The organism is Vibrio antiquarius (genome assembly GCF_000024825.1).
Classification (GTDB): Bacteria; Pseudomonadota; Gammaproteobacteria; order Enterobacterales; family Vibrionaceae; genus Vibrio; species Vibrio diabolicus.
In genome coordinates, this window is sequence record NC_013457.1 from 1,303,086 (window position 1) to 1,327,581 (window position 24,496).

Sequence of the window (24,496 nt, forward strand, 5' to 3'; positions counted from 1 at the left end):
TAATCGAAATCGGTTTTTCCCTTTATCTCATGAGGTTATGCTGTTACACAGCTTAAATTCATTAATTGGAGAACCTCATGGATATCGTACAAGCTGCAAAATCTCGTTACTCAACGAAAGTGTTTGACCCAACGCGCAAGCTACCTCAAGAAAAAATCGACGCAGTTAAAGAGCTGATTCGTTTTAGTCCATCGAGTGTGAACTCCCAGCCTTGGCATTTCATTCTGGCAAGCACAGAAGAAGGCAAACAGCGCATCGCTAAAGCGGCGCAAGAGAATTACGCGTTTAACGCGGCGAAGATTCTCAACGCTTCTCACGTATTGGTGTTTTGTGCAAAAACAGGCATTGATAACGACTACATTGAAGCGCTAATGGCGCAAGAAGAAAAAGATGGCCGATTCCCAACCGAAGAAGCGAAAGCGGCTGTGCGCGGTGGTCGTAGCTACTTTGTGAACATGCACCGTTTTGATCTGAAAGATGCGAACCATTGGATGGAGAAACAAGTTTACCTCAACGTGGGTACGTTGCTGTTGGGTGCTTCGACGCTAGAAATTGATGCAGTGCCAATTGAAGGGTTTGATCCCAAAGTGCTGGATGAAGAATTTGGCTTGCGTGAAAAAGGTTACACCAGTGTTGTGATCGTGCCGCTTGGCTACCACGCGGAAGATGACTTCAACGCGAAAATGCCAAAGTCTCGCTGGGACGCAGAAACCGTATTCACCGAGATCTAATTCGAGCTTACTTACAGGTGACGTAGAACCCTGTAATCAATATATAAATCGCAAAAGAGTGATAAAACGATGATCCACTTAGTTGCAGAAGTGAAAGCCTATCCAGATAGTAAGGATCAGGTGGTGAATTTGCTTGCTGGTTTACTAGAGCCAACTCGTCAAGAAGAAGGCTGTTGCCAATACGAGTTGTATCTCGACGAAAAAGTTGAAGGCCTATTTATGTTCCAAGAGATTTGGGCATCGCAAGAGGCCTTGGATAAGCATTTGCAAAGCCCGCACATGTCGACGTTTCTTGAAACATTAGAAGAGAACGATTGGGTTGAATATACCCAGATTCGTCCTCTTCGATTTATCGCCTAATGACAGAAGGTTGCCAGCACGTTGGCGCGTTGTTGGCAGCATTTTTGTTGGATAAAGTCGCGGAAAGTCCGAATCGTTGGCGTCAGTAAGCGACGATCGGCACACACCATGTAGAGTGGCACTGGGCCGCAATCCCACTCTGGTAACACTCGCACCAATCTTCCCTCGATTAAGTCTCGGCTGATGTCCATCAATGATTTATTCGCAATGCCTTTGCCTTTGATCGCTAACCGGTGTGGCAAGTCACTATCGTTGCTCATCAAGTTACCGCTGACCACGATTTGTTCTTTCTCGCCGTCACGCGTGAGCGTCCATTTGTTGTAGACCGAATCCGCGACCATATAGCACAAGCAGTTGTGTTGCGTTAAATCGGCAGGAGAGGTGAGTTCTGGATGTGTAGCTACGTACTCTGGCGATGCACATAATATCCGTTCGTTTGACCCACACAAAGCCAACACGACCAGATTGGAGTCGGCCGGCTCGCCGTAGCGAATAGCAATATCGACAGGCTTGGTGTACATATCCGTCAAGCTATCGGACAGCTCTAGTTTAATGGAAACATTTGGGTAGAGATCGATGAACTCATCCACCCAATCGAGCAACATATTGCGACCAAAATCGGAGGGTGCAGTAATGTGCAGCTGACCAGACAACTCCCCGCGCGCACTTGAGATCTGCTCCAACCCCTCTTGCAATGTTGCCAACGCTTGCGTGGTTTTGTCTAAAAATAGTTCGCCCTCTGAGGTTAAACGCAGGCTTCGGGTAGAACGCACAAACAGCGGGAAACCGATTTGCCCTTCAAGACGCTTAATCGATGCGCTAATGGCGGCAGGTGTCATGTCCATGCTGTTAGCGGCTTTTGAAAAGCTGCCTTGGCGCGCTGTTTCGACAAAAATATTGAGGTCGTTGAGGGCTTTCATCGTGAAAAGGATGTTTGTGAAGTTTGAGCTACTATAGGGGAGATGAGCAAAGTAATTCAAGCTAAACGCCTTTGAAGGTGAAAACATTAGGTTAAGTGGTCACTTTGAGTTAGATTAGCCCGCCACTTACATCGTTACTGGATCAACAACATGAGCAACGAACAGCCGAATAACCCTCTGCATGGGTTGAGTTTAGAAAAAATCGTCACCCGACTTGTTGAACACTTTGGTTGGAATGGCCTGTATGAGCGCGTTCGAGTGAACTGTTTTAAGAAAGATCCGTCGATCAAATCTTCTCTGAAGTTTTTGCGTAAAACGCAATGGGCGCGGGACAAAGTCGAAGCGCTGTATATCGAGACGTTTTGCTAACTGCTTTATGGTCAGCAGCAAGCGGTAAGTAGATTCTTAGTCTCACTTTGGCTCGCTAGAATGACGCAGCTTTTCTTATCGTGTGGGCTTGAAGAGTCGCTCTGCTGTTACGTCTAAAGCGTGATTCAGAATCTACCCTCAGATTGTATTGAGTTTATTCATAGCTCTATGGCCTGCAGCAAACGGTAAGTAGATTCTTAGTCTCGCCTTGGCTCGCTAGAATGACGTCACTTTTCTTATCGTGTGGGCTTTAAGAATGGCTCTGCTGTTACGTCTAAAGCGTGATTCAGAATCTACCCTCAGATTGTATTGAGTTTATTCATAGCTCTATGGCCTGCAGCAAACGGTAAGTAGATTCTTAGTCTCGCCTTGGCTCGCTAGAATGACGTCACTTTTCTTATCGTGTGGGCTTTAAGAATGGCTCTGTTGTTACGTCTAAAGCGTGATTCAGAATCTACCCTCAGATTGTATTGAGTTTATTCATAGCTCTATGGCCTGCAGCAAACGGTAAGTAGATTCTTAGTCTCGCCTTGGCTCGCTAGAATGACGCCACTTTTCTTATCGTGTGGGCTGGAAGAGTAGCTCTGCTATTACGTCTAAAGCGAGATTCAGAATCTACCCTCAGATTGTATTGAGTTTATTCATAGCTCTATGGCCTGCAGCAAGCGGTATGTAGATTCTTCGTCGCGCTTTGGCTTGCTAGAATGACGCTAGTTCTCTTATCGCGTAGTCTAGAAGATTAGCCCTACGTTATTCCCGACAGCGATGAAGAATCGCTGTCGAGAACCTCGCCTTTAATCTCTCGTTTCTTGCTACTCTAAATGATGCGTGCTACCCACAGTTCCTTCCAAGTCTAAAATCGACTGGCGAACGTGGTCTGGAATCGCCGCTTTTACGTTGTTCTTAAAATCAAACATCACACCAGTAGCGGTCGCGATGGTCGCAATCTTACCCCACTTCTTACTCAGCACTTGGTATTCCATCGTGATGCGATCTTCTTGCATGTCGATCACGCGCGAGCCGACTAATAACGTGTCTGGGTAAGTGACAGGCAGCTTGTAGCGGCATTGTGTCTCGCTCAGTACTGGTCCAATTTGTGAGGTTTGCAGGTCGACTAGCAGATTAATTTTGTTGAAGTAATCTAAACGCGCCGTCTCAAAGTAGCGAAAATAGACAACGTTATTGACGTGTTGCAGAGCATCCATTTCACCCCATGCGACTTTGATCTCTGTGATAACGGGAAAGTCCTTTAACAGTGTGTCCATTTTTAGTGCTCCTTTTTCATCTGCATTGCCACAAATTGCGACGCGACTTATCACTTTGAGCATTTATTCTAGATGTAATCATTTAATATGTAATAAAATTGTTTTTAAAATGTGAAATGAAATGGCAATCTTATTATGTAAACTAGAAACTTTACATAATCGAGTTGAAGGCGTAAGTTTAACTAAGAGTAACCAAATAGGAGGTGTCTCATGACTGAGCTGAAAGGTTTCAATCTAGCCAAGGTGGAAAAACGCATTGACTGGACTGGCGAGCTGTTCAGTTTAAGGGTCTCAGGCGCGCCTCTTACCTTTAAAGCCGGCCAGTTCACCAAGCTTGCTTTGCTTGATGATGAAGGCAAGCCGATCAGCCGTGCTTACTCTGTGGTTAATGCACCAAGCGAACAGTTCGATTGGTTGGAGTTCCTAATAGTAGCGGACCCTCAAGGACAACTTTCCCCAAGGCTCCAAAAGCTTAAATCTGGTGATAGTATTTATGTTGGTGAGACCGCACATGGTGACTTAATCCACGACTCTATTCCTAAACAGGCTCATGATCTGTGGCTGCTATCTACAGGTACAGGTATTGGACCGTTTTTATCGCTACTGGATGATATAAACTTACCACCCCATAATGAGCGAATTGTGCTTGTTCATGCGGTTCGCTACGAAAAAGATCTGGTCTACAAATATCTGATTGAGCAACTACAGCAACGATATGAAGGCAGATTAAAGTACATCCCGATAGTCAGTAGGGAAGTGGTGGATGGCCAGTTACAAGGTCGAATTCCCGAACTCATCGAATCGGGTAGACTGTCCAACGCTGCTGATGTGCCATTCTCTGCTCAAAGTAGTTTTGTCATGATGTGTGGGAACCCGCAGATGATCAAAGATACCTTGCCAGTCTTACAAGATCTTGGGTTGGAAAAGTATCGTCCTAAAACAGGAGGCAATATCATCTATGAGCGTTACTGGTAGCGTTTGGTTAAATTGATATAACCATATTGAACACATGATGATCACCAATACCAAAGTCGTTCAAACGTCCTAGCTTGTTCGATCAAAAAAGCCACATGAAGTGGCTTTTTTAATATCGATAGAGTCAATCAGACTTATTGTTGATTAACGTACGCTTTAAAGCGAGCTTTGGTTTCTGCGTCTGCTTTTTGGTACCAGAAGTGCAGCATCTCTTCTGCTGTCGAATCTGATTTAACCGCAGTCGCTCTTGCTTGTTGCATATCTTCAGGAATCTTTGCTGGTAGTGTGACTGGTTGAGCAACGGCTGCACCAGCAACAGCGATAGCAGCAACGCCGCCTGTTTTGTTGTAGCTTTCCACTTCACGCACGTAATCACGACCGATTTGCATACCCGGTTTGATCAATTTGTCTTGCTCAACGGCGACGGTGTTGCCTGAATCATCAACCAGTTTCCAATCTAAGTCCTTGATCTTTTCTTCCGCATCGCGAAGGTTGCGGTATTCTGGCATTTGTAGCGTCAGCTCGGCATTGGCAGCGTCAAATCGTGTAACGATAACATCGCTTTCAACACTTAAACGGTCATTACCTTGGTTAAAGTAAGGGGCGAAGCGAAATACGACTTGGTTAACGCCATCAGGTAACGTTAGTGTTCTTTCCGAGGCGAAAAAACCACCCGAAAGGTCTGCTTTTTCACCGTTAGCCGCTAATACTGAAACGTCGTCAGGAACACTCACGGTTACATCTGCGAATGCCATGCCACTCATTGCGAGAGCAAGCGCACAAGTTAAAGGCTTGATCAATTTCATTGTTTTTATCCTAAGCAAATTAGTGGTCATCGAGAGTGCATCGTTCATTGCCCGATTGCAACTCCCAAGTGTAAGAAGTATGAAAATTTAACAAGAACGTCATTTTTATCGCATTTATTACGGGGAAACTGTGATCCAAATAGAATCAAACCGCTGCAATAGAGCGGTTTGATATCATAAGTTATAGATTAAATTTCTTTCTAACTTATTGATTTATTATATGCCAGCACCGTGTCCAGGCTCTGATTGGTCATCAGAAGCGTCTTGTTGTTCTGCCATTTCTTCTTGCTGTTGTGCTTTCTCAATGCTCAACCACCAAACAAATAACTCATACCAAATCGCCAGGATAACAGCACCTAAGAACAGACCAACGATGCCGTAGAAAAGCATACCACCGATGGCACCGAGCAGAATCACAGGCATTGGTACGTCGACACCACGTCCCATTAACATTGGTTTGAACAGGTTTTCAGAAAGAGCTGCAACTACTACCCAGACAGTAAACATGGTGGCTGTCGTTGTATCTTGAGTCATGTACATAAAGCCAATCACTGGTAGTACGGCAAGCAGCGCCGGTAGCTGAGCGATACACAAGATCATCAGAATCAGAGTGAGCAAACCAGCTGCCGGAACGCCAAATACAAAGAAACCAGCACCGATCAATAGCGCTTGAATCGCCGCCACACCGACTACGCCAAGCAGTACGCTTTTAATGGTTGCTGCGATAAGCGTGGTCCAGCTTTTAGCGTTTTCACCAGCGGTACGAATAGCGATGGTTCTTAGCCCTGATGCTGCAGATTCAGAGTACGTCATAAAACCTGCTGCAATCGCAAGTGATAAGATTGAAAGCAGTAAACTTCCCAATACACCGCCAAGTGTGCCGAGCAAAGAAGTGAGCGCGGACTTTATCTGCGGCATAAAGGTTTGAATCGCTTGTTCAAGGTTAGTCGCGAATAGGGTCCACACCTCATAGAGCTTATCACCTACGACAGGCCAATCCGCAACGGAAGGTTTTGGACCTGGGATCTTCACTTGCCCGTTTTGCAATACTTCAAGCGCATGCGTTGCACCATCCACAATGGAACCTGACACCATAACAAGTGGTGTGACTAAGAGTGCAATACCAAGTAAAGCAATCGTCGTGGCTGCCAGGCCTCTGCGACCGCCATATGCACGCTCCAGCTTTTTTGTAAGTGGCATTAAAGCGACGGCTATAATTGCACCCCAAATAACGGGAAGAATGAAGGGTTTGATGATGTCGTACGTAAACATCAGCAAGACGAAGATCAAGCCAATGCGTATTGCCGATTCCACCATATTACTGATGAAAAGCTTACTGTCGATTTTTACCGATTGTTTATCCATTTTTGTTTACCTGATGATCAATGTTAGAACTGACGAGACTTGAAACAACAATCGCCATATAGAACACACCTGTAATGGCCTCTAAATACACCACGACTTGAGCCAGAGGTGTTAGAGGGCTGATATCGCCATAACCAAGCGTGGTTAAGGTGACGAAACTGAAATACGCCGCATTAGAGAAATTCTGCCCCCAAGAAATGGCTTTCATCCCAGTGAATGAGGTTGGCGAGAACTCTAGAAGAATGAGATAGGCAATTGCCCACATCAGACCAAGCAGCAAGAAAAGCGCGACTGAGCCAATGACTTTGTTGCTATTGACGTGACCAGTGAAAAGAATCTGTCTTGCGATGGATTTAAAAGTGCCGAAAAAGAACGCGAAGGTGAGGGCAAGCATCACTACATTCATCTCTCGGATGTTGAAAACGGTCTTGATCACAATCACAAGAACCCAAACGCCAAACAGGGTATAGAGGAAACGAGACCACATTTTGTCGAAGCGAAGGCTGGCAAAACAGACAATGAACGTGAGAACCGTGAACGCCTGCAGTATGTGTTCAATCGTGCCTTCACCCACCACTTGTGCCATCGCACTCCCTAGCAACAAAATCACCAGCGCTAAAGTTAGATAGAAGAAGTTGTTTTCTTCATTAATGTTTTTGAGTTTTTTACCAATGACCATGGTTCTTCTCACTTAGTTACTGTTCATTTTCTGCCGATGAATCTTTCATCACCATGATGGACGCAGAAAGCCCGAATCGAAGATCAACATCTTCTGGAAGTTCTTGGATTGAGATTCGCACCGGAATACGTTGTGCCAAGCGAATCCACTGAAAAACAGGGTTCACGTTTGGAAGAAGGTTGTAGCCGACCGTGCCGTCTTTCGGCGCAATACCCCAACCGATAGAGTCAACCGTTGCGTCAATTGGTGTGTCTGGGTGAGACATCAAAGTGACACGTGCTTGGCTGCCAGGTTCGATTTGCGCGAGTTGGTTTTCACGGAAGAAACCAAACACCCAGAAACTGTTCTTGTCGATCAGCGCCAGCAGTGGCTGGTTTGCGACCGCTTGCGTACCGTTTCGAATATCGAGGTTAGACACAAAACCATCGACGGTCGCATAAACTTTGGTAAAGCTGAGGTTAAGGCGCGCTGACTTTAATTGCTCTTCTGCAGATTTGATTTGCAGTAGCGATTCTTCGTAAGCGATTTCACGACGAATCAGATCCTTGTGAGAAACTGCGCCGCGGTCTTTCGCGCGAATATCTTTAAGGCGGTCGTATTCGATTTTTTTACCGCGAGAGCTAACAATGGCGCGCTCTAGTGCCACTTCGGCTTGAGACAAAGCAACTTCGTAAGTCGCAGGGTCGATTTCAAACAGTAAATCGCCTGTTTTCACTTCTTGGTTGTCTTGCACCGCGACATTTACAATTGGGCCTGATACACGAGGAGCTACTTTGATGACGTTCGCGCGCACTTGGCCGTCGCGTGTCCAAGGGTTATTAAAATACTCTTCAAATTTTTGATAGCCGAGCCAAGCTGCGCCACCAAGAATGACAAGATTGAGTGCGATTACGAATAGTTTTTTCATCTTGTTTGGCACCTAAAATTGAATATAAAAGCTGTCGATGGCCACCACATAACCGACCATGATGGCAATAAACGTCAGAGACGGAAAAGCAATGAAGCGAGACAGACGTGTCTTGTTCAATATCATCACCGTTATCCACGTTGCCGTGACGGCGAGAAAGAGCACCAGTAGCGTGGGAGAAAAGTAAATGTCTCCCCAAGAGAGTTCATGAGGCATTAGAGATCCTCCGTTTTGTTCTTATCGCCGTTTTCCGTCGGTGTTTCGATAGGCAAAGGTGGCAACGTACGGTTTTCTTCATCCAGATAACCGTCCCAATCGGTACGATCTTGCATCTGCTTGGCGATGGATTCTTCAAGGAATGGTTTCCCCGTTTGTGCCTGCCAGCCGCCGCCCAACGCTTTGTACAGCGCGATCACTTGGTTCGCGACATTGCCTTTGATCGTTGCGTAGCTGTCTTCTGCAAGGGTCATTTTCTCTACCGAGTTGAGCAGACGTTCAAAAGAGATTTGGCCGTTTTCGTACTGCGTCATGGAGATGTTGAATGCACGAATGGAAGAGTTGACCGATTGCAGACGTAAATCTTTTTGCTGCAAATACAGGTCATACGCTTCGATCGCATTGGTCACTTCGTTCACGGCTTGCAGCACTTTTTTGTTGTAGTTAGTCAGTGTTTCTTGGAAGCGAGCATCTTCGAAACGAATGTTATTTTTCACGCGCCCGTATTGGAAAATGTTCCAACTGAACGTTGGGCCAACCACCATGGTGAGCGAATCGCTAAAACTGAAACTGCTGCCATCGGGAACCGTACTGTCGATACCGATAGAACCGAACAACGAAAAGCTTGGGTACAGAGCGGTTTCCGCCACGCCAATTTGCGCACTCTGCGCGCGAGCTTGCATCTCAGAGACTTGCAAATCTGGACGTCGCATCACTAAGTTTGCGTCCACTTGGGTATCCAACAGCGGTGGGCGCGGCACAATGGAGCGCTCGTCGGTGCCCGATAACGCCGATTTTCTGCCTGTCGATTTGAACTGCGCTTCATAGTCAGCAATTTGCTGTGTCAAACCGTCCGATTGCAGCAATTTCTCTACTTCTTCAGGCAGTACACCCAACAGCAAAGCAAGTGCCGTGCGCGACTGCTTCATCGCCACTTCGAGGCTCGGTAGCGCTGCTTTGGTGGTGTAGAGTTGGTTTTTAGCTTGTTGAACGTCCAATTCTGTAACGTTGCCAGAGTCGAACTGCACCTGAGTAATACGTACGACACGCTCTTGAATCTCGATATTGCGGCGAGACAGCAAAATACGTTCTTGGAATGTGCGATAGTTGATGTAATTGCGCGCCACTTCGGCGGTTATGGTGACCATGATGTCGTGATACGATGCGATGGATGCGTAGTAACCCGCTTCTGCCGACTCAATACCGCGAGCATACTTGCCCCAAACATCCATTTCCCAAGCAGCATCAAACGACAAAGTGGCGTTATTCACGCCCTGATCATTTACGTAGGCACGCGCTAGGTTTCCTGACACGGTTTGAACTTGCGGGTATTGCAAGCCCGTCGAAATGCCAAGCAATGAACGTGCTTGTACAATTCGTAGCCCTGCGGCTTCTAAATCGAGGTTTTGTTTGCTCGCCAACTCAACCAGCTGATTAAGAGTTGAGTCATTAAATTGCTGCCACCATTGTTGTAGCTGTTGCTCTGATTGCTGCGTATCTTTGGCTGCTTTTTGCACCGACCAGTCACTTGGCAGTGGCGCCTGCTTTGGATGAACATAATCTGGTCCTACAGTGGTACACGCACTGAGTCCGATCAGAGAAAGTATGGCGAGGCTTGGTTTAGTTAGTTTTGGAAGCATCATATCCCCACCTTTAAAAACGCTTCTGTTGTAAGTTCACCCAATCGATATCCTCGTAGGTTTGCTTGCAATGCTTGATTGCTTCGAACACGTTCCGTTTTAAATTCAGCAAGATATAAAAACCGGCTATCTCAGAATAAGCGTAGTCAGATAAATCCAACTCACTAAAAAAATCTTCCAGTTTATCTTCGAATGTTTGGTAATCCTGACTGTATTGGTCGAATACGGAATCGAGTTCTTGTGTTGCTTGATGGCTGGCTAAAGCGCCCGCCATCAAAGGAATGATGGAATCGCGGTGTTGTTGGCGAAGTTGAGTAATCAACGGATTGGTCAGCAACTTTTTCTCGGCGGCCATTAAGATGTTGATATGACTACTGAGTACATCACACGCTTTGCTAAACTCGCCAATCGCTTCTGGCGTGGTTTTGTCAAAGTGTTTGTGGTTGATTTTCGAACCCCAGACTTTGAGCTTTTTCGATGAGACATTGAGCGTCACCAAGTGCAAGGCCCGTTTGAGCAGCGTAATAACCGAGCTAGACTGCTGTTGATAGGTAGTGAACAGCTCTCGGGTATGTCGGAAGTAGCGTTCTTTTATGGTCAAAAAGAGGTGTTCTGGTCGTGAGCTAAACGGGAAGTAGTGCGCGAAAATAATCATGAACACCACCATGTAGAACAACAGCATGATCGTCATGAGGATCCCGAAGTGATAGAACATGTTGTTGTCTAAACCGAGAACAAACAAGCCCACCATGTAGAAAATCGTCACTGGCCCGTTGAACAGATAAAAGCCGATAAAAGTGTAGATAAAGATGAATAGGCCAAGCTCTAACCCGAGATCCAATTGGGGAAGAATGAAGACGTAAGAAGGCACCGCGAACAAAAAGCCGAAAGTGAACAGCACAAGCAACAAAATCGGGTGCACAGGCACGAACGACAGCAAAGACATAAACATGGTCGAGAAGACCACGAACGAGTAGCCGCCTGGTGGATTGAAATAAATCCAAATCAGTCCTGCAACCCAATAAGTGACAAAGGTTTTGACCGCGGTTTTAAAGTTTTCTGCGTCCCACCATAGAAACTTGCCTTTCGGTTTCGGCAGCGGCACGTCAAAGGAGACATTGTTCGTCACAGAGTCAATGCAGCTAATGCTCTCCGCTAAACGCGACAAGTTTTGATGCATGAGCCCCAAGAGGTGCCCCAGCATAAGCGCAGAGCCTTTCTCTAGGTGCGCCGCGTCTTCAAGCAACGCCTGGTTGTATTCGACTTTGAACTCTTGAGCACGAAAAGCGGGCTCTTTTTCGTCCCAGACTTGTTGGCAGGTATCAAATAGCGCGTCAATTTCCGCAACGGCTTGATCAAAGTTGCTGATGCTTTCACGGTCTTGCTGGTGGCTAAAGTGGCTGTGCGCCGCGACGGTCAATTGTTGCGTTACTTGCTTGTTCAAATGAACCGCCAAGCGCCACTCTTTCATGTAGGCCGACACGTCGCTGCATTCCACACTGACTGTGGCAAAACGCTGTTCGAGCGCATTTTGGGCGGCAAACATCTGTTCGATAAGAGAATCCACGCTAGGTTGTGGCTCTTCAGCTTCTGGATTTTCGACTCCCTCTTCTTGAGGAGAAACTTGCCCTGCCGATTTTTGCTCGAAATTTTGCAAGACAGCGGTGAACAGCGCGCGTTGTGCTTGGTTGAGTTGTTCGATGAGTTGTCTTAGGTTTTGTTCTGTTTTGGTCGGGAATAAGAAAGTCCCCACGAGTGTGTAAACCACCACCCCAAACACCGTCATATAAGCGCGGTCAACGCCATAAAGAAACGCACCTTCTGCGTCACCGCCATTGGACATCATCAGCGTCATGACGCCGGTCAGCATGAGTAGCGTTGGATCTTTTTGGTAGGCATTACGGAAGTAAAAAATGAAAGAGACCACAACCGACACGCTCAGCATGTACAGCAAGCGGTCTTGAGCAAATAATCCCACCAGTAACAAGCCAACGACGGCGCCAACCAACGTACCGAACACACGTAAGGTACCTTTGGCGAGGGATTCACGACGACTGCCTGTGGATGCAATCAGCATCACTGTGGTTGCGGCCGTCGATGCTTGCGGCCAACCCATGGCAAACGGGATTAGATAAGCCAGAGTCAGGCTAAGCGATACTTTAATAGCGAATTTTATTTTGTCGTTCATAGTGTCAAAGTTTGCTCAGGCTTATCGTTATAAGTTGATGAATTTCTTATGTGAATAATCAGAATCTTGTTCTGAATAAATTCGGGGGGGCGGAATATAGCGGGTGAAAAAGTGTGCTTTGTAAACCCTTTGTCAAAACACAAAGTGCGTATTTGGCTCGATCTCGCGCTAGCCCTTGGCGTTATTGATGAAACGCCTAAAACGAGCAAAATCGCGATCTGTGACGATTCTCACTTTTGAAACAAAATCGTCGTGTTGTGTGAGCCAATTCTCACCTTATATCCTTCGCCTGATACTAAAGCAGGCCACTCGTACCATCTGCAATGAGCTTTGCTGCTTTAAAAAGCATAGATGATGAATGGGTATTTGAGAGGGAAAGTTATTATTTTTTATCGGCTTGCCGATTGTTCGCTTGTTTTTTTGGATCGAGATAAAAAAACCAAAGCGATACCACCAAGAATGATGCCACTGGTTAAAAGTGTATGCAGCGAAAGAGACTCGTGGAGTACGATGCTGCCGAGTAGTAAAGCAATGGCTGGCACGGAAAGTTGGCTGACGGCGGCTTGAAGTAAAGAGAGCTTACGCATGACTTGATACCAAAGTGTATAACCAAGGCCAGATGCAATGGCGCCAGACGTGATAGCGAGCAAAATTCCGCTCAGAGAGAGATGGATTGAGGACAGCATCAACGGTGATAGGAGTATGCCAATTATAGATGCAGCGATAAACCCCCATGTGATGCCACTACTTGGAGAAGGCGCTTGTTTGCCGAGCGCAGTAAACGCAGCCCAACAAATGCCAGAAATCAACATGAGAAGTGCAGAACTGATATCGGGGCGAGTGGCAGATGGCAACATTAACCAAACAAAGCCAACAATCGAAAGGCCGATACCGATGATTTCGAGAAACTGAAAGCGCTCACCTTGCCACCAATAGATTGCCAGTAATGTAAGTTGCACGGCACCAAACAAAAGCAAAGCACCGGTTCCTGTCGCCAGTTGTAAGTACGCGAAAGAGAAAAGGGCAGCATAACCAAATAACGCCACGCCAGCAAAAAAGCGAAAGCGAGAAGTTGGCCGATCGGTTTTCCACTGACCTCTCACGACAAGCAATGCGATTAAGGTAATCGCGCCAGATATCAATCGAACGAGAGTGAAGCTTCCTGCATCAATCAACCCTTCGGCCAATGCAAGTCGGCACAATAATGAATTGGCAGCGAACGCCAGCATCGTAATAGCAGTGAGTAAAAAGGTCGACATCCTTGGCCCTTAACGCAGAAATATGGATTGAGTGTAGCGTCAAACGACCTTTTTCATTAGTTGATAAAGTGATTAGTTATAGCTGTCAGAGCGAGAAAATCAGCAAAAATCACCAGAGAAAACCTGATCTTAGCCTAAGTGTTACTGTGGTAGGGAAGGTTGTTCATACAATGACTTGATGGTGTTTTTCAACCATAGCAATTTGGGATTGTACGCATTGCGTTTATGCCAAATCATGGTAAATGGAATCAGTAACTTGTCTTGTTGAGTTTGGTCTAACGGAATTGGCAAGCACACCAAATCGAGATGCAGCTTTTCTGTGTAGCTTTTGCAATAGTGCGGCGCGGTGGTGATCATGTCATGCGTCGGCTGCGCTGCCATAAAAAGGGATTGCTCAAAGTTGGACATCGTCAGCCCGATAGAGCGCTGTAGCCCTAGTTCCGTTAACACTTCATCCAACGCCCAAGTTTCACTTTTTTCCCAAACAATATTGATGTGTTGGTAGCTCAGAAAGGTCTCGAGATTCCACTCTTGCTGTAATGCCGGATGATTTTTATGTAAATACACCATCGGCAGGTCATAAAATAGAATCTCAAAATCCAAGAAATATGGCAGAAGATCCAACGACTCTTTCGATCTCGGGTGACTTTCTCGGCCGGTAAAACCGATATCCGCCTCGCCTCGAATGATGGCGTCGAGTGAATCGTAATCCCAGTTACTGGTTTTTACTTTCGCTTCAGGGTATCGCTGGTGGATAGCGACGATGAGCCTGTCCAGCACCGTGAGCACTAATGGCGACTCAATCGTGATATCAAAACGCACTCCTTTAGGCGTAATATCGCTGCGTTTTTCTGCAATCTGGCTGCCAATTTGCAGCCATTCTGCTAGATCTTGCTCCATGCTTTGCGCCAAAGGCGTTGGCGCAAGACCTTTAGGTGTTTTGACAAACAAAGGATCATCGAACCAATGACGAAGTTTGTTGAGCGACTTACTTACGGTAGAGGGCGTAACGTTCAGCTTTTTCGAGGCTTTCGAGACGCTTTGCTCTTGCAGCAATAATTGCAGAGTGAACAGTAAGTTTAAATCAAGTCGCGCTAGGGATTTCTTCATAATGGGTATCGTGAACAGGCTTTGGAATCAATAGTATTAGAGCAAGGCTGATTACGCTACCTAACACTAAGATAAACACCAACATATTCAGTGCACTAACGCCGATGAAACCCATAAACCAAATATAGAACGCGGAACTACAAACTTGAGCAATGCCCAGTAGTGAGCTCGCCACGCCAGCTTGTTGAGAGAATGGGCTGAGCGCTTGGCTCATGGCCACGCCAAAGCCACAAGCGAAGCCAGCGCAAATCAGCCCAAGTCCGAACACATAGTAATGAGATTGTCCATCATGGAAATGGGCAGCACTGAGCACGATGGCTGCACAAGCGAGCAATACTTGAGAGGTCATCATTAAGGTTCGCTGCTTAAAAATCCCCAATGCCAATGGCGCCGAGAACGAAATCAACATACTGATCGTCGCAGTCCCTGCCATGATGGAAGAATAGCCACCGCGATCAAAACCAAGCATGCTCATCACGACAATTGGTGAAGCGTTAACAAAGGTCAGAATGGTGGTCACTCCAAGTGCAGTAATGATAAGCCTACTGATAAAAAATCGCTCGAAGAAAGTCTCTTGATGGATCTCTGGCGCTGTCTGTTCTTCACCTTGTTGGCTGGGTAGTGATTCCTTGAGCACAAAAATGGCCAATACACTGACGAGAATGCCCATTCCTGCCATCGTGGTAAACAAACTCGGCCAAGGAAATTTCAGCATAATCAAGTGACCAATCACGGGTGCGATCACTGGAATGATACAGGTGATGCCATTGAGCATCGACAATACTTTCGCGCGGCGTTCATCGTCTAACGTGTCGCGTAAAATCGCGAACGCGACGACATAGCAAGATCCAGCCCCGATGCCTTGGCAAAAGCGAGCAATCAAGAAAGCGTTTGGTTGCTCAGCCATTCCGCCGAGAAAAGATGCGAGCACGAAGATCATCGCGCCGACGACGGCAACAGGCTTTCGTCCCACAGAGTCTGCAATTTTTCCCGCGAATAACATGGTGGTAGCCATGCCAGCTAAATAGATCGAAAACGCAATATGCAACTGAGATTCACTGGCGTTGAGATCTGACGCAATTTGAGGCAAACCAACAAGATACAAATCAATGGCAGTAGGGTAGAGTAAGACGAGTGCAAAACTGCAAAGTAAAAAACGGGACATGGAAACCTCTCTATCGAATGGGGAGGATAATAGAGTGCTAAACGTTTGCCTACGAGTGGGAAATACGACACCAGGTATTTCTATTTACGACATACCCTGTATGAATTGAGCGTAAAAACAACAAGGAAGATTATGATTACCATTGAAAAGTATTCGCCTGAACGACATGAACAAACTTGCGAACTTAGCGTGCTAGAAGAGCAATCGCAGTTTACGGTCGCGGATGTGGGTGAAATGCTTACACGTCTTGAACCTACAGAGCTTCCGCATCTGATTTTGGCAGACGATGACGTGGTTGGCTTTTTTCTATTTGATGCAGCTTACAGCGAGAAATACGATTTTTGCTCGAAAAACAGTTTAGGCGTGCGTGCTTTGCTGGTGGATCACCGTCATCAAGGCAAAGGCATCGCCAAGCAAGCCATTCAACAGTTTGCCGATTTCGCCAAACGCCATTATCCCGAGTTTGATGCGCTTTATCTCACCGTTAATTGCCGCAACATACCCGCTTATCAGTGCTATTTAAAATCAGGGTTTGAAGATACCAATGAGCTTTATCACGGCGGCCCCGTTGGACCGCAACACATTATGAAACAGCCGCTTTAACTAGGAAAACACCAAGGATGGAAATATGAGAATTGAAATTGACGATTTAGAACGGCCGCAGGTGCTTGCGTTGTTGGAAGAGCATTTACAGGACATGTACGCTACATCGCCACCAGAGAGCGTGCATGCGTTAGATGTAAGCAAGTTGAAGCTGCCTTCAATCACGTTTTGGACGGGCTGGGATGGTGAGCAGCTATTGGGATGTGTGGCAATGAGCCAACTAGAAGATGGTCACGCAGAGTTGAAATCGATGCGTACGACGCCGTCGGCGAGAAAACAGGGTGTGGCATCCCGCTTACTCAATCACGTGATTGAGCAAGCGAAACATCAGGGGATACAACGTCTAAGTTTGGAAACTGGGTCGATGGCATTTTTTGAACCCGCGCATCGCCTATATGAAAAACATGGCTTCGCGTACTGCGAGCCGTTTGGCGACTATCAACCTGCTCCAAACAGCCGCTTTATGACCCTAGCGTTGTAGCCCGTCGCGACTAAAAGTTAAAGTAGTAATTAGCTCCTGGCGAGATGAGTGATGCACGCTCACGCGCCAGTTGTTTTCTTCTCTCTCTAATACGCTTCGCGTTGTCTTTATCTAAGTTTGCATCCAATTGATGATCAAGGCGTGATATCTCCGCATCTAATGCGTTAATGCGTTGTTGACGCTGATATTCTTGATGGCCTAACTGATAGTTTTTAAGGAAAAGATCGTTAGAGCAAACGCCATAGTAGGTTTTTCCTTCTACACCCACCGTGTAACCATTGTCTGGCGAACAGTAAAGAATAGTGCCTTTATCAAAACCGTCTTGCCACTCAACGTGATTTGGCGTTACGCCTGCTTCGCGACAGTCTTTAATGTATTCGTACAAAATGTTTGGGTTGTTGCCTGTGCGGCCATCTTGGTAGCCGACGCGATACCAATCTGCGGTTTGGCATTGTTCTGGCGACATGCTGCTACAACCAGAAAGTAATGCAAACATGGCAAAGAGAAGCGCAATGCGTTTCATGAAGTGGATTCCTTGTTACTGCGTTAGGTTCGCTGATTATAAATGAACAGTGTTCATTTCCAATAGATAAAATTAATAATTACCGACTTATTGATGCGTTGAGATTGTGAGTTTGTCGGCTTGAAGCAAAAATTTTTTGCTTGTGGAACAAGCGTTGTTCGTCAGTAGTGATGTTACGAATAGAGTACTTTGCGTGAAGGTAGAGGCGAGATTAGTGAGGTGGGAATCTCTTCGTAAGCCGCATCTATAAACAGTTGCCTGCGCGAATGTTACTTTTTCTCAGAGATTCCCATATCAAAAGCCCCTCGATCGAGGAGGAATGGGATTTTCGATAATTTTATGCTTAACTTTCAAATGAAAGTTTGTTGCCAAACGCGGATTTCCAGTCTTTATCAAATTGATCGACAGCCGGCTGAACTGCTGGATGAGAAAACATCTGTGCGGCCACATCGACAGGTAAGGTGATCGCTTCAATACCTAACTTCATCACTTCCATCGCTTGTTGGGTATTCTTAAAACTCGCTGCCAAAATTTTTGCAGGCAGTTGGTTTTGATCCAGTAGCAATTGCAGGTCTGCGACCACTTCTACACCGTTTCCGTTCATCGCATCAATACGGTTCACATAAGGCGCAAGATAGTCAGCGCCACACAATGCCGCAAGGAAACCTTGCTGAGCAGAGTAAATAGCAGTTGCGAGCACTTGAATTCCCTCTTTTTTCATTAACTTAATTGCCGCTAAGCCCGTTTCGGTTGCTGGCACTTTGACGACCATATCATAGGGTAATTCATGGATTTGGCGCGCTTCTTCTACCATGCCTTCTACAGTTGTGCTCACCACTTGAGCATGGAAACGGGGTGTGCCCCCTAACGCTTCTTGCATACCAGCTAAGGTTTGGTTCAAGCCTTGTTTTGACTTCGCCAAAATACTTGGATTTGTGGTTACCCCTTTCAGAGGTAGGCATTGGTTAAAGCGTTTTACTTCTGCCACGTCAGCAGTATCTAAATAGAGTTCGATCATGGGTTCTACCTTATACAAAATCTTCGTTTTGATGATGGGATCACTATAGATCTGACAATCCGTCGAGATCTTGATTTTGATCAATTGAAATTTCAATTGAAACTATAATAATTTCATAAAGCGAAAGTTAAGTGCCAATATTTCATTATCAAATGAAGCTTTCAGAAAAAGAAAAGCGTGAAAAGTAGAAGAGCAAACCAAGAGGCGGACAGCAATGTATTTCAATATTCAGAGGTTCTCGACCCACGATGGTGATGGTATTCGCACCATTCTGTTTCTGAAGGGATGCAGTCTGTCCTGTCCTTGGTGCCAAAACCCAGAAAGCCGCAGTGAAAAGCACTCTCTGCTGTTTGATGAGCGCAGTTGTATGGCGGACTGCCAGCTTTGTGTGTCGGCTTATAAACAAACCGTAAACGGCGACATGGCGAGCGATGGTATCCGACGCATTGACGATCAAATCATCATCAATCGAAAAGCCATGAGCGAAGCGCAGATCATAGCGCTGCGAAACGTATGTCCAACACAAGCGCTCAGCATATGTGGAGAAGCCGCGAAATCGGACGACCTGTTTGAAGTGTTGATGAGAGACAAGCCTTTCTACGATCAAAGCCAAGGTGGCGTGACGTTTTCTGGTGGTGAGCCACTCATGCAAGCGGATTTGGTGGCAGAACTCGCGCAGCGTCTGCATGACAACCAAGTCTCTACCGCCATTGAATCGTGTATGCATGTGCTGTGGAAGAACGTCGAAAAAGCCGCGCCGCATATTGATTGCTGGTTGGCGGATTTAAAACACACCGATGAAGAAAAGTTTCTTAGCTGGACGAAAGGTTCACTAAAACGCATCAAAGACAATTTCCGAAAACTGGCACCTATCGCGAAACGCATTGTGATTCGCGTGCCGGTTGTGCCGGGCTTCAATGACACCATTGATGAGCTCAAAGCGATCATTGATTTCGCTGCTTCTTTAGAAAGCTGTCAAGAACTTCACTTGCTGCCGTATCACACCCTCGGCATCAATAAATACCGTTTGCTCGATATGCCTTACGAGTGTTCTGACAAACCATTAAACAAACCAGAACTGCTAGAAAACGCAATGCAATACGCAAGCGAACATACTCAACTTAACGTGATTGTTAGAGGTTAACCATGGACCTACATACCCTTCCTGAGCGGATCAAAGCGCACAAATCTGCACTGGTCAACATCGTAACGCCGCCTATCTGTACTGAGCGCGCAGAGGCTTACACTCGGGCGTATCAGGCAAATGAAGACAAACCTGTGATTGTGCAACGAGCGTTGGCGTTACAAGAGCACTTAAGCACTCGTACCATTTGGATTAAGCACGACGAGCTGATTGTCGGTAACCAAGCGAGCAAAGTACGCGCTGCGCCGATCTTCCCTGAATACACGGTGCGTTGGATTGAAGCGGAAATCGACGAACTGGCCGACCGACCTGGGGCTGGTTTTGCGGTAAGTGAAGAAGACAAACAAAGCATTCACGCCATTACGCCATACTGGCGCGGTAAAACGGTTCAAGATCGCTGCTATGGACTCTTTACCGACGAGCAGCAAGAGATCTTAGCCAGCACCATCATTAAAGCCGAAGGCAACATGACTTCGGGCGACGCGCACCTTGCGGTGGATAACGAAAAAATCCTGAAAGTCGGTATGAACGGTCTGCTGGATGAGGTTCGTCAGCATCGCGCTAATAACGACGTGTCGACGTATGAAGGGTTGAAGAAAGAGCAGTTTTATAAGTCCGTCGAAATTGTCTTGCTTGCGATTCAGGAGCACATCGTAAGTTACGCCGATCTCGCTCTGGAAATGGCACAAAACGAAACTCGACCAGAGAGGAAAGCGGAACTGGAGACAATCGCAGAAAACTGTCGTCATGTGGCTTTCCATGCGCCAACCAACTTCTGGCAAGCTCTGCAACTGAGCTATTTTGTGCAGTTGATGTTGCAAATTGAATCGAATGGCCACTCTGTTTCATTCGGTCGGATGGACCAGTTCCTAAACGACTACTATGTGCGTGATCTTGAAAGTGGTGCGATGAACAAAGCGTTCGCCCTTGAGCTATTGCAAAGCTGTTGGTTGAAATTGCTTGAAGTAAACAAGATTCGCTCTGGTGCGCACTCAAAAGCATCAGCAGGTTCTCCTCTGTATCAAAATGTCTGTATCGGTGGCCAAAAGCTGAATGAGAATGGAGAACCTGAAGATGCCGTAAATCCGCTATCTTGGGCGATTTTAGAGTCTTGTGGTCAGCTACGTTCCACACAACCGAACTTGAGTGTTCGCTATCATGAAGGTCTGAATCAAGAGTTCTTGATGGGCTGTATTGAAGTGATCAAATGTGGATTCGGTATGCCTGCATTCAACAACGATGAAATTGTCATTCCAGAGTTCATCAAGCTTGGCGTTGAGAAAGAAGACGCTTACAACTATGCGTCTATTGGCTGTATTGAAACCGCTGTTCCAGGCAAATGGGGTTACCGTTGCACGGGTATGAGCTTCATTAACTTTGCGCGTATTTTGCTGGCGGCGCTTAACGAAGGTGTGGATGCAACCACGGGCAAAGCCTTCTTGCCGCATGATAAGTCGTTGGCAAAAGGCAACTTCGAGAGTTTTGATCAAGTCACCGCTTCTTGGGCGGAGCAAATTCGCTACTACACACGTAAATCGATAGAGATCGATACTGTAGTCGACAGCGTGCTTGAGCAGCAAGCGCAAGATATTTTCTGCTCATCGCTGGTGGATGACTGTTTGGCGCGTGGTAAAACAGTAAAAGAAGGCGGAGCGAAATACGATTGGGTATCTGGCCTGCAAGTGGGTATCGCCAATTTGGGTAACAGTTTGGCGGCGATCAAACATTTGGTGTTTGAAGAAGCACAAATCAGCCAAACGGAATTGGCAAAAGCATTAGAAGAAGACTTCGATGGTATTGAGAACGAACAACTTCGCCAACGCTTAATCAACTTCGCGCCAAAATACGGCAATGACGACGATTATGTCGACCAACTGCTGGCCGATGCTTACCAAGTTTATATCGATGAGTTGGCGCAATTTGTCAACACACGTCATGGGCGCGGACCAATTGGTGGTGGCTACTACGCGGGAACATCGAGCATCTCTGCCAACGTGCCATTTGGCGCATCCACGATGGCAACACCAGATGGTCGAAAAGCGAAAACGCCACTGGCGGAAGGCGCAAGTCCAGCATCGGGCTCTGACCGTTTGGGACCAACGGCTGTGTACAACTCAGTCGGTAAAATTCAAGCCAATAAAATCTTGGGTGGTGTGCTGCTTAACCAGAAGTTAAGCCCAGCGGCTGTCGCTTCAGAAGGAGATAAGCTCAAGCTTTCAATGCTGATTCGTACCTTCTTTAATCACCACAAAGGTTGGCACGTGCAGTACAACATCGTCTCTCGTAAAACCTTGCTGGCAGCGAAGAAGAACCCTGAGCAATATCGTGACCTTGTCGTACGAGTCGCGGGCTATTCAGCTTTCTTTACCGCGCTATCACCAGACGCGCAGGATGACATCATCGCTCGTACCGAACACGAGTTGTGATGGCCTCAACCCCTGTTAATGCAGAAGGCACCGATAGGTGCCTTTTTGTTTACTCTTCAATGGTTATGTCACTAGAACCGGGAAGCTGCGACACAAAACTGGAGCCCATGAGCTTAGAGGGTGTGTATACACCGGCTTCAGGCTTTGTATGTAGCAGGTGTTCTACAATCGCCAGAGATCCCGTTACGGTTAAGCTGTAGCCATTGGCCGTTTGTACTCGTGCTGTTTTGCTTTGTCCGAGTTTGTTGCTTGCTTTACCCCACACATATGTGGGTAATTGGTTTCTTTGCTCCTCATTCGGCCCTTTTACGGTTCTTTCAATACGGCTTTTTATGAGGCTTTGTACCCAGGTTATGCCGAGAAGGGGGCGAACCCAATTCGCTCGTTTAGCGTTTTTTATCATGTTCGGCGATCCGGGAACAAAAACATCAATATTCTCAATCCCCGTGGTGTAATAGGCGGTTGAAACATCGCCCCACGGAATGGTCATAGCAAGTTTTTCGCCGTCACCAAAATCAATGTTGCGAACTTTATACGCTAGCGGAACGGTGGTGATTTTTCCGTTAAGTCTCACTTTTCCGCCTTGAGCCAAACCTTCGACAGACGTTTTCGCTGTGCCCGGAGAAAAACCAGAGCGAGAGTCAAAACCGAGAGACAAGTGTGTTGCATCTGGTAGCTCAGCTTTCAATGTGGCTGCAATACAATCCGTTGGAATAACATCAAAACCAACACCAGAGCACAATACGACACCAGCTTCCTTTGCTTGTGATTGCAGCGTTTGTGCAAACTCAAACACAGAGATCTCACCTGTAATATCGAGATAATGTGCGCCTGCTTCTAGGCACGCTTTCATCATCGGTTTTGCCGTCGAAGAAAAGGGGCCTGCGCAGTTTAATACCAGTGAGGAACCCGAAATATGTTGGACCGCGCTGTTTTTATCCTCAAGAGAAAAAGCAAGACTTCGCAGCCCTAGTTCAGCCGCTAGGCTTTGTACTTTCTCTAAACTTCTACCTGCAAGGATTGGGTGGTGACCCCGTTTTACGGCCTCTCTCGCAATCAGCTCGCCGGTATAACCATTGGCTCCGTATATGATCCAACGCTCTGGGGATGATGCCGGTGTGTTATCTTTCATCAAAAAGCTCCTATCAATGCCTGCTTAAAGAAGTTTCTGGTCATTGGCTTTTTCTTGTTGAATTGTGGTCAAGCCTTGTTCGAATGTGGTGATTTTAAAATCTGGAAAACGAGTCTGAAACTTATCCGAAACGAAAAGGTTGTCAGATTCGTAGCGGGGCAAAAGCTCGGCTGCATCTCGAATGGTTTGATTAAATCGCCCAGCTAGCCACAATTGCCAGCGCTTGATGACTTTGTATTTCGGTTGAACGTTAAAAACCTTTGCTGCAACAGCGATAAACTCCCGATACGTCAGTCGACAATCATCGCAAGGCAAATGCCAAGTTTGTCCGTAAGCATCGGGCGTATTCCCAATTAGCGCCATGGCTCGGCTTGCGTCTGGCGTATAAATTAAGCTGCGTTTGGTGTCATCACGTAAAAACACTTTTGCGCTCTTTTGGTTAAGTAGATTATCTATAATGGCGGAATTAGTGATGCTTTGCGTTTTCCCCGGGCCGTAAAACTCCGGAGCGCGACAGATAACGGCTTCGATTTCTCCTTTATTCATCGATTCTAGCAGCATGTCAGTAATGACCGCACGAATTCGACCTTTTTCTCCATTGGGTTGAAATGGTGCATCTTCTTGTTGAGGTGTATCTGTTTGCGGGTACATGTAGGTATTATCAAAGTAAACAAGCTTTGCTTGATGAGTTTTACATGCGGCGATGACATTACGCATTATTGTTGGCCACTGTTCCACCCACAGTTGGGTATCCATTGGTAGCCCTGCAGTAAGGTAAACGATACTAGAACCTTTTACGGCATCTGATGTTTGTTTCGCGTCGAGCAAGTCCGCTTTTACCAGTTGATCCGTCTCGTTGACTCGATGCGGATTGCGGCTCACTAAACGGATGTCGCTCGTAAAGTCTCGTTTTAGGCTTAATGCTAGCTCACGGCCAATTTGCCCACTTGCACCCAATATCGTTTGCATTCACCAATCTCCTGCTGTGTTGCTTTGATATTCATCCTAAGATTAAAGTTAGGTTTAAGGTCAACCCACATTTTGAAGATAAATTGGATTGATTTTTTATTGATTATAGAAACAAGGAGGCGGTACACCTGAGCTAAGAGCGAATGGTTTTTACAGACTCAATTTAGTGGCTAGCAGGGGAATTGGCGAATCTCTAACCCAACATCAAGAGTAAAGCTTCGCTTGTTAACATTGCTTTGATTTGC

Annotated in this window: 24 protein-coding genes; 8 read left to right on the plus strand and 16 right to left on the minus strand. The window is 46.4% G+C overall.

Annotation, left to right across the window (positions count from 1 at the left end):
• Positions 1–77: 77 nt before the first annotated feature.
• Positions 78–731 carry an oxygen-insensitive NAD(P)H nitroreductase gene (gene nfsB / locus VEA_RS20665; protein ID WP_006740785.1) on the plus strand — a complete coding sequence of 218 codons (654 nt, stop codon included), beginning with the start codon at positions 78–80 and terminating at the stop codon, positions 729–731.
• Between the two features lie 69 nt (positions 732–800).
• Complete coding sequence (locus tag VEA_RS20670) at positions 801–1,091, plus strand: putative quinol monooxygenase (RefSeq protein WP_006740784.1); 291 nt, start codon at positions 801–803, stop codon at positions 1,089–1,091.
• Here the strand turns inward: VEA_RS20670 and VEA_RS20675 are convergent.
• A complete protein-coding gene (locus tag VEA_RS20675; RefSeq protein ID WP_006740783.1) occupies positions 1,088–2,011 on the minus strand; it encodes a LysR family transcriptional regulator in 924 nt (307 codons plus the stop codon). The two genes, VEA_RS20670 and VEA_RS20675, sit on opposite strands and share 4 nt — an antisense overlap.
• A gap of 150 nt (positions 2,012–2,161) precedes the next feature.
• On the opposite strand from VEA_RS20675, the gene VEA_RS20680 reads away from it, so the two are divergent.
• Positions 2,162–2,380 carry a VF530 family protein gene (locus VEA_RS20680; protein ID WP_005396617.1) on the plus strand — a complete coding sequence of 73 codons (219 nt, stop codon included), beginning with the start codon at positions 2,162–2,164 and terminating at the stop codon, positions 2,378–2,380.
• An 812-nt stretch (positions 2,381–3,192) separates the two neighbouring features.
• Here VEA_RS20680 and VEA_RS20685 read toward each other — a convergent pair.
• Complete coding sequence (locus VEA_RS20685) at positions 3,193–3,645, minus strand: acyl-CoA thioesterase (protein WP_005374933.1); 453 nt, start codon at positions 3,643–3,645, stop codon at positions 3,193–3,195.
• Between the two features lie 210 nt (positions 3,646–3,855).
• On the opposite strand from VEA_RS20685, the gene VEA_RS20690 reads away from it, so the two are divergent.
• Entirely contained in the window at positions 3,856–4,620 is a 765-nt protein-coding gene (locus VEA_RS20690) for a ferredoxin--NADP reductase (RefSeq protein ID WP_006740782.1), read from the plus strand.
• 134 nt (positions 4,621–4,754) lie between these two features.
• Here the strand turns inward: VEA_RS20690 and VEA_RS20695 are convergent, their stop codons facing one another.
• The 10 genes from VEA_RS20695 to VEA_RS20740 form a co-directional block, all read right to left on the minus strand.
• Positions 4,755–5,426, minus strand: a complete 672-nt coding sequence (locus VEA_RS20695; protein WP_041853111.1) for a DUF2057 domain-containing protein — start codon at positions 5,424–5,426, stop codon at positions 4,755–4,757.
• Positions 5,427–5,642: 216 nt separating this feature from the next.
• A complete protein-coding gene (locus VEA_RS20700; protein WP_005396613.1) occupies positions 5,643–6,791 on the minus strand; it encodes an AI-2E family transporter in 1,149 nt (382 codons plus the stop codon).
• The gene (locus VEA_RS20705) at positions 6,784–7,470 is read right to left on the minus strand and encodes a potassium channel family protein (protein ID WP_006740780.1); all 687 of its coding nucleotides are present in this window, start codon (positions 7,468–7,470) and stop codon (positions 6,784–6,786) included. The genes VEA_RS20700 and VEA_RS20705 overlap by 8 nt, the downstream gene beginning before the upstream one ends.
• Before the next feature lie 16 nt (positions 7,471–7,486).
• Positions 7,487–8,377, minus strand: coding sequence for an HlyD family secretion protein (locus VEA_RS20710; RefSeq protein ID WP_006740779.1), 891 nt, complete (start codon positions 8,375–8,377; stop codon positions 7,487–7,489).
• A 12-nt stretch (positions 8,378–8,389) separates the two neighbouring features.
• Positions 8,390–8,593 (minus strand): DUF1656 domain-containing protein, encoded by a 204-nt coding sequence (locus VEA_RS20715; RefSeq protein WP_005462724.1) that lies wholly within the window; start codon positions 8,591–8,593, stop codon positions 8,390–8,392.
• The gene (locus VEA_RS20720; RefSeq protein WP_006740778.1) at positions 8,593–10,236 is read right to left on the minus strand and encodes a TolC family protein; all 1,644 of its coding nucleotides are present in this window, start codon (positions 10,234–10,236) and stop codon (positions 8,593–8,595) included. The genes VEA_RS20715 and VEA_RS20720 overlap by 1 nt, the downstream gene beginning before the upstream one ends.
• A 10-nt stretch (positions 10,237–10,246) precedes the next feature.
• Positions 10,247–12,421, minus strand: a complete 2,175-nt coding sequence (locus VEA_RS20725; protein ID WP_006740777.1) for an FUSC family protein — start codon at positions 12,419–12,421, stop codon at positions 10,247–10,249.
• A gap of 389 nt (positions 12,422–12,810) precedes the next feature.
• Positions 12,811–13,680, minus strand: coding sequence for a DMT family transporter (locus VEA_RS20730; protein ID WP_006740775.1), 870 nt, complete (start codon positions 13,678–13,680; stop codon positions 12,811–12,813).
• A gap of 141 nt (positions 13,681–13,821) precedes the next feature.
• On the minus strand, positions 13,822–14,790 hold the full coding sequence (gene yidZ, locus VEA_RS20735) for an HTH-type transcriptional regulator YidZ (RefSeq protein ID WP_006740774.1): 969 nt from the start codon (positions 14,788–14,790) through the stop codon (positions 13,822–13,824).
• Entirely contained in the window at positions 14,765–15,955 is a 1,191-nt protein-coding gene (locus VEA_RS20740; protein WP_012842418.1) for an MFS transporter, read from the minus strand. Before VEA_RS20740 ends, yidZ begins: the two co-directional genes overlap by 26 nt.
• Positions 15,956–16,087: 132 nt before the next feature.
• Here VEA_RS20740 and VEA_RS20745 point away from each other — a divergent pair, with 132 nt between their 5' ends.
• Positions 16,088–16,558: a GNAT family N-acetyltransferase gene (locus VEA_RS20745; RefSeq protein ID WP_006740772.1), complete on the plus strand. Its 471-nt coding sequence runs from the start codon at positions 16,088–16,090 to the stop codon at positions 16,556–16,558.
• Between the two features lie 25 nt (positions 16,559–16,583).
• Positions 16,584–17,039 (plus strand): GNAT family N-acetyltransferase, encoded by a 456-nt coding sequence (locus VEA_RS20750; RefSeq protein WP_006740771.1) that lies wholly within the window; start codon positions 16,584–16,586, stop codon positions 17,037–17,039.
• Between the two features lie 10 nt (positions 17,040–17,049).
• On the opposite strand, the gene VEA_RS20755 is transcribed toward VEA_RS20750, so the two are convergent.
• Both VEA_RS20755 and VEA_RS20760 read right to left on the minus strand, forming a co-directional pair.
• On the minus strand, positions 17,050–17,562 hold the full coding sequence (locus VEA_RS20755) for a DUF2799 domain-containing protein (protein WP_012842419.1): 513 nt from the start codon (positions 17,560–17,562) through the stop codon (positions 17,050–17,052).
• 343 nt (positions 17,563–17,905) lie between these two features.
• Positions 17,906–18,580, minus strand: coding sequence for a fructose-6-phosphate aldolase (locus tag VEA_RS20760; protein ID WP_006741998.1), 675 nt, complete (start codon positions 18,578–18,580; stop codon positions 17,906–17,908).
• Between the two features lie 214 nt (positions 18,581–18,794).
• On the opposite strand from VEA_RS20760, the gene VEA_RS20765 reads away from it, so the two are divergent.
• Both VEA_RS20765 and VEA_RS20770 read left to right on the plus strand, forming a co-directional pair.
• The gene (locus VEA_RS20765) at positions 18,795–19,724 is read left to right on the plus strand and encodes a glycyl-radical enzyme activating protein (RefSeq protein ID WP_012842420.1); all 930 of its coding nucleotides are present in this window, start codon (positions 18,795–18,797) and stop codon (positions 19,722–19,724) included.
• Between the two features lie 2 nt (positions 19,725–19,726).
• Entirely contained in the window at positions 19,727–22,150 is a 2,424-nt protein-coding gene (locus VEA_RS20770) for a formate C-acetyltransferase/glycerol dehydratase family glycyl radical enzyme (RefSeq protein WP_006741995.1), read from the plus strand.
• Between the two features lie 49 nt (positions 22,151–22,199).
• On the opposite strand, the gene VEA_RS20775 is transcribed toward VEA_RS20770, so the two are convergent.
• Entirely contained in the window at positions 22,200–23,282 is a 1,083-nt protein-coding gene (locus VEA_RS20775; RefSeq protein ID WP_006741994.1) for a saccharopine dehydrogenase family protein, read from the minus strand.
• 24 nt (positions 23,283–23,306) lie between these two features.
• Positions 23,307–24,251: an SDR family oxidoreductase gene (locus VEA_RS20780; protein WP_006741993.1), complete on the minus strand. Its 945-nt coding sequence runs from the start codon at positions 24,249–24,251 to the stop codon at positions 23,307–23,309.
• Positions 24,252–24,496 lie beyond the last annotated feature (245 nt).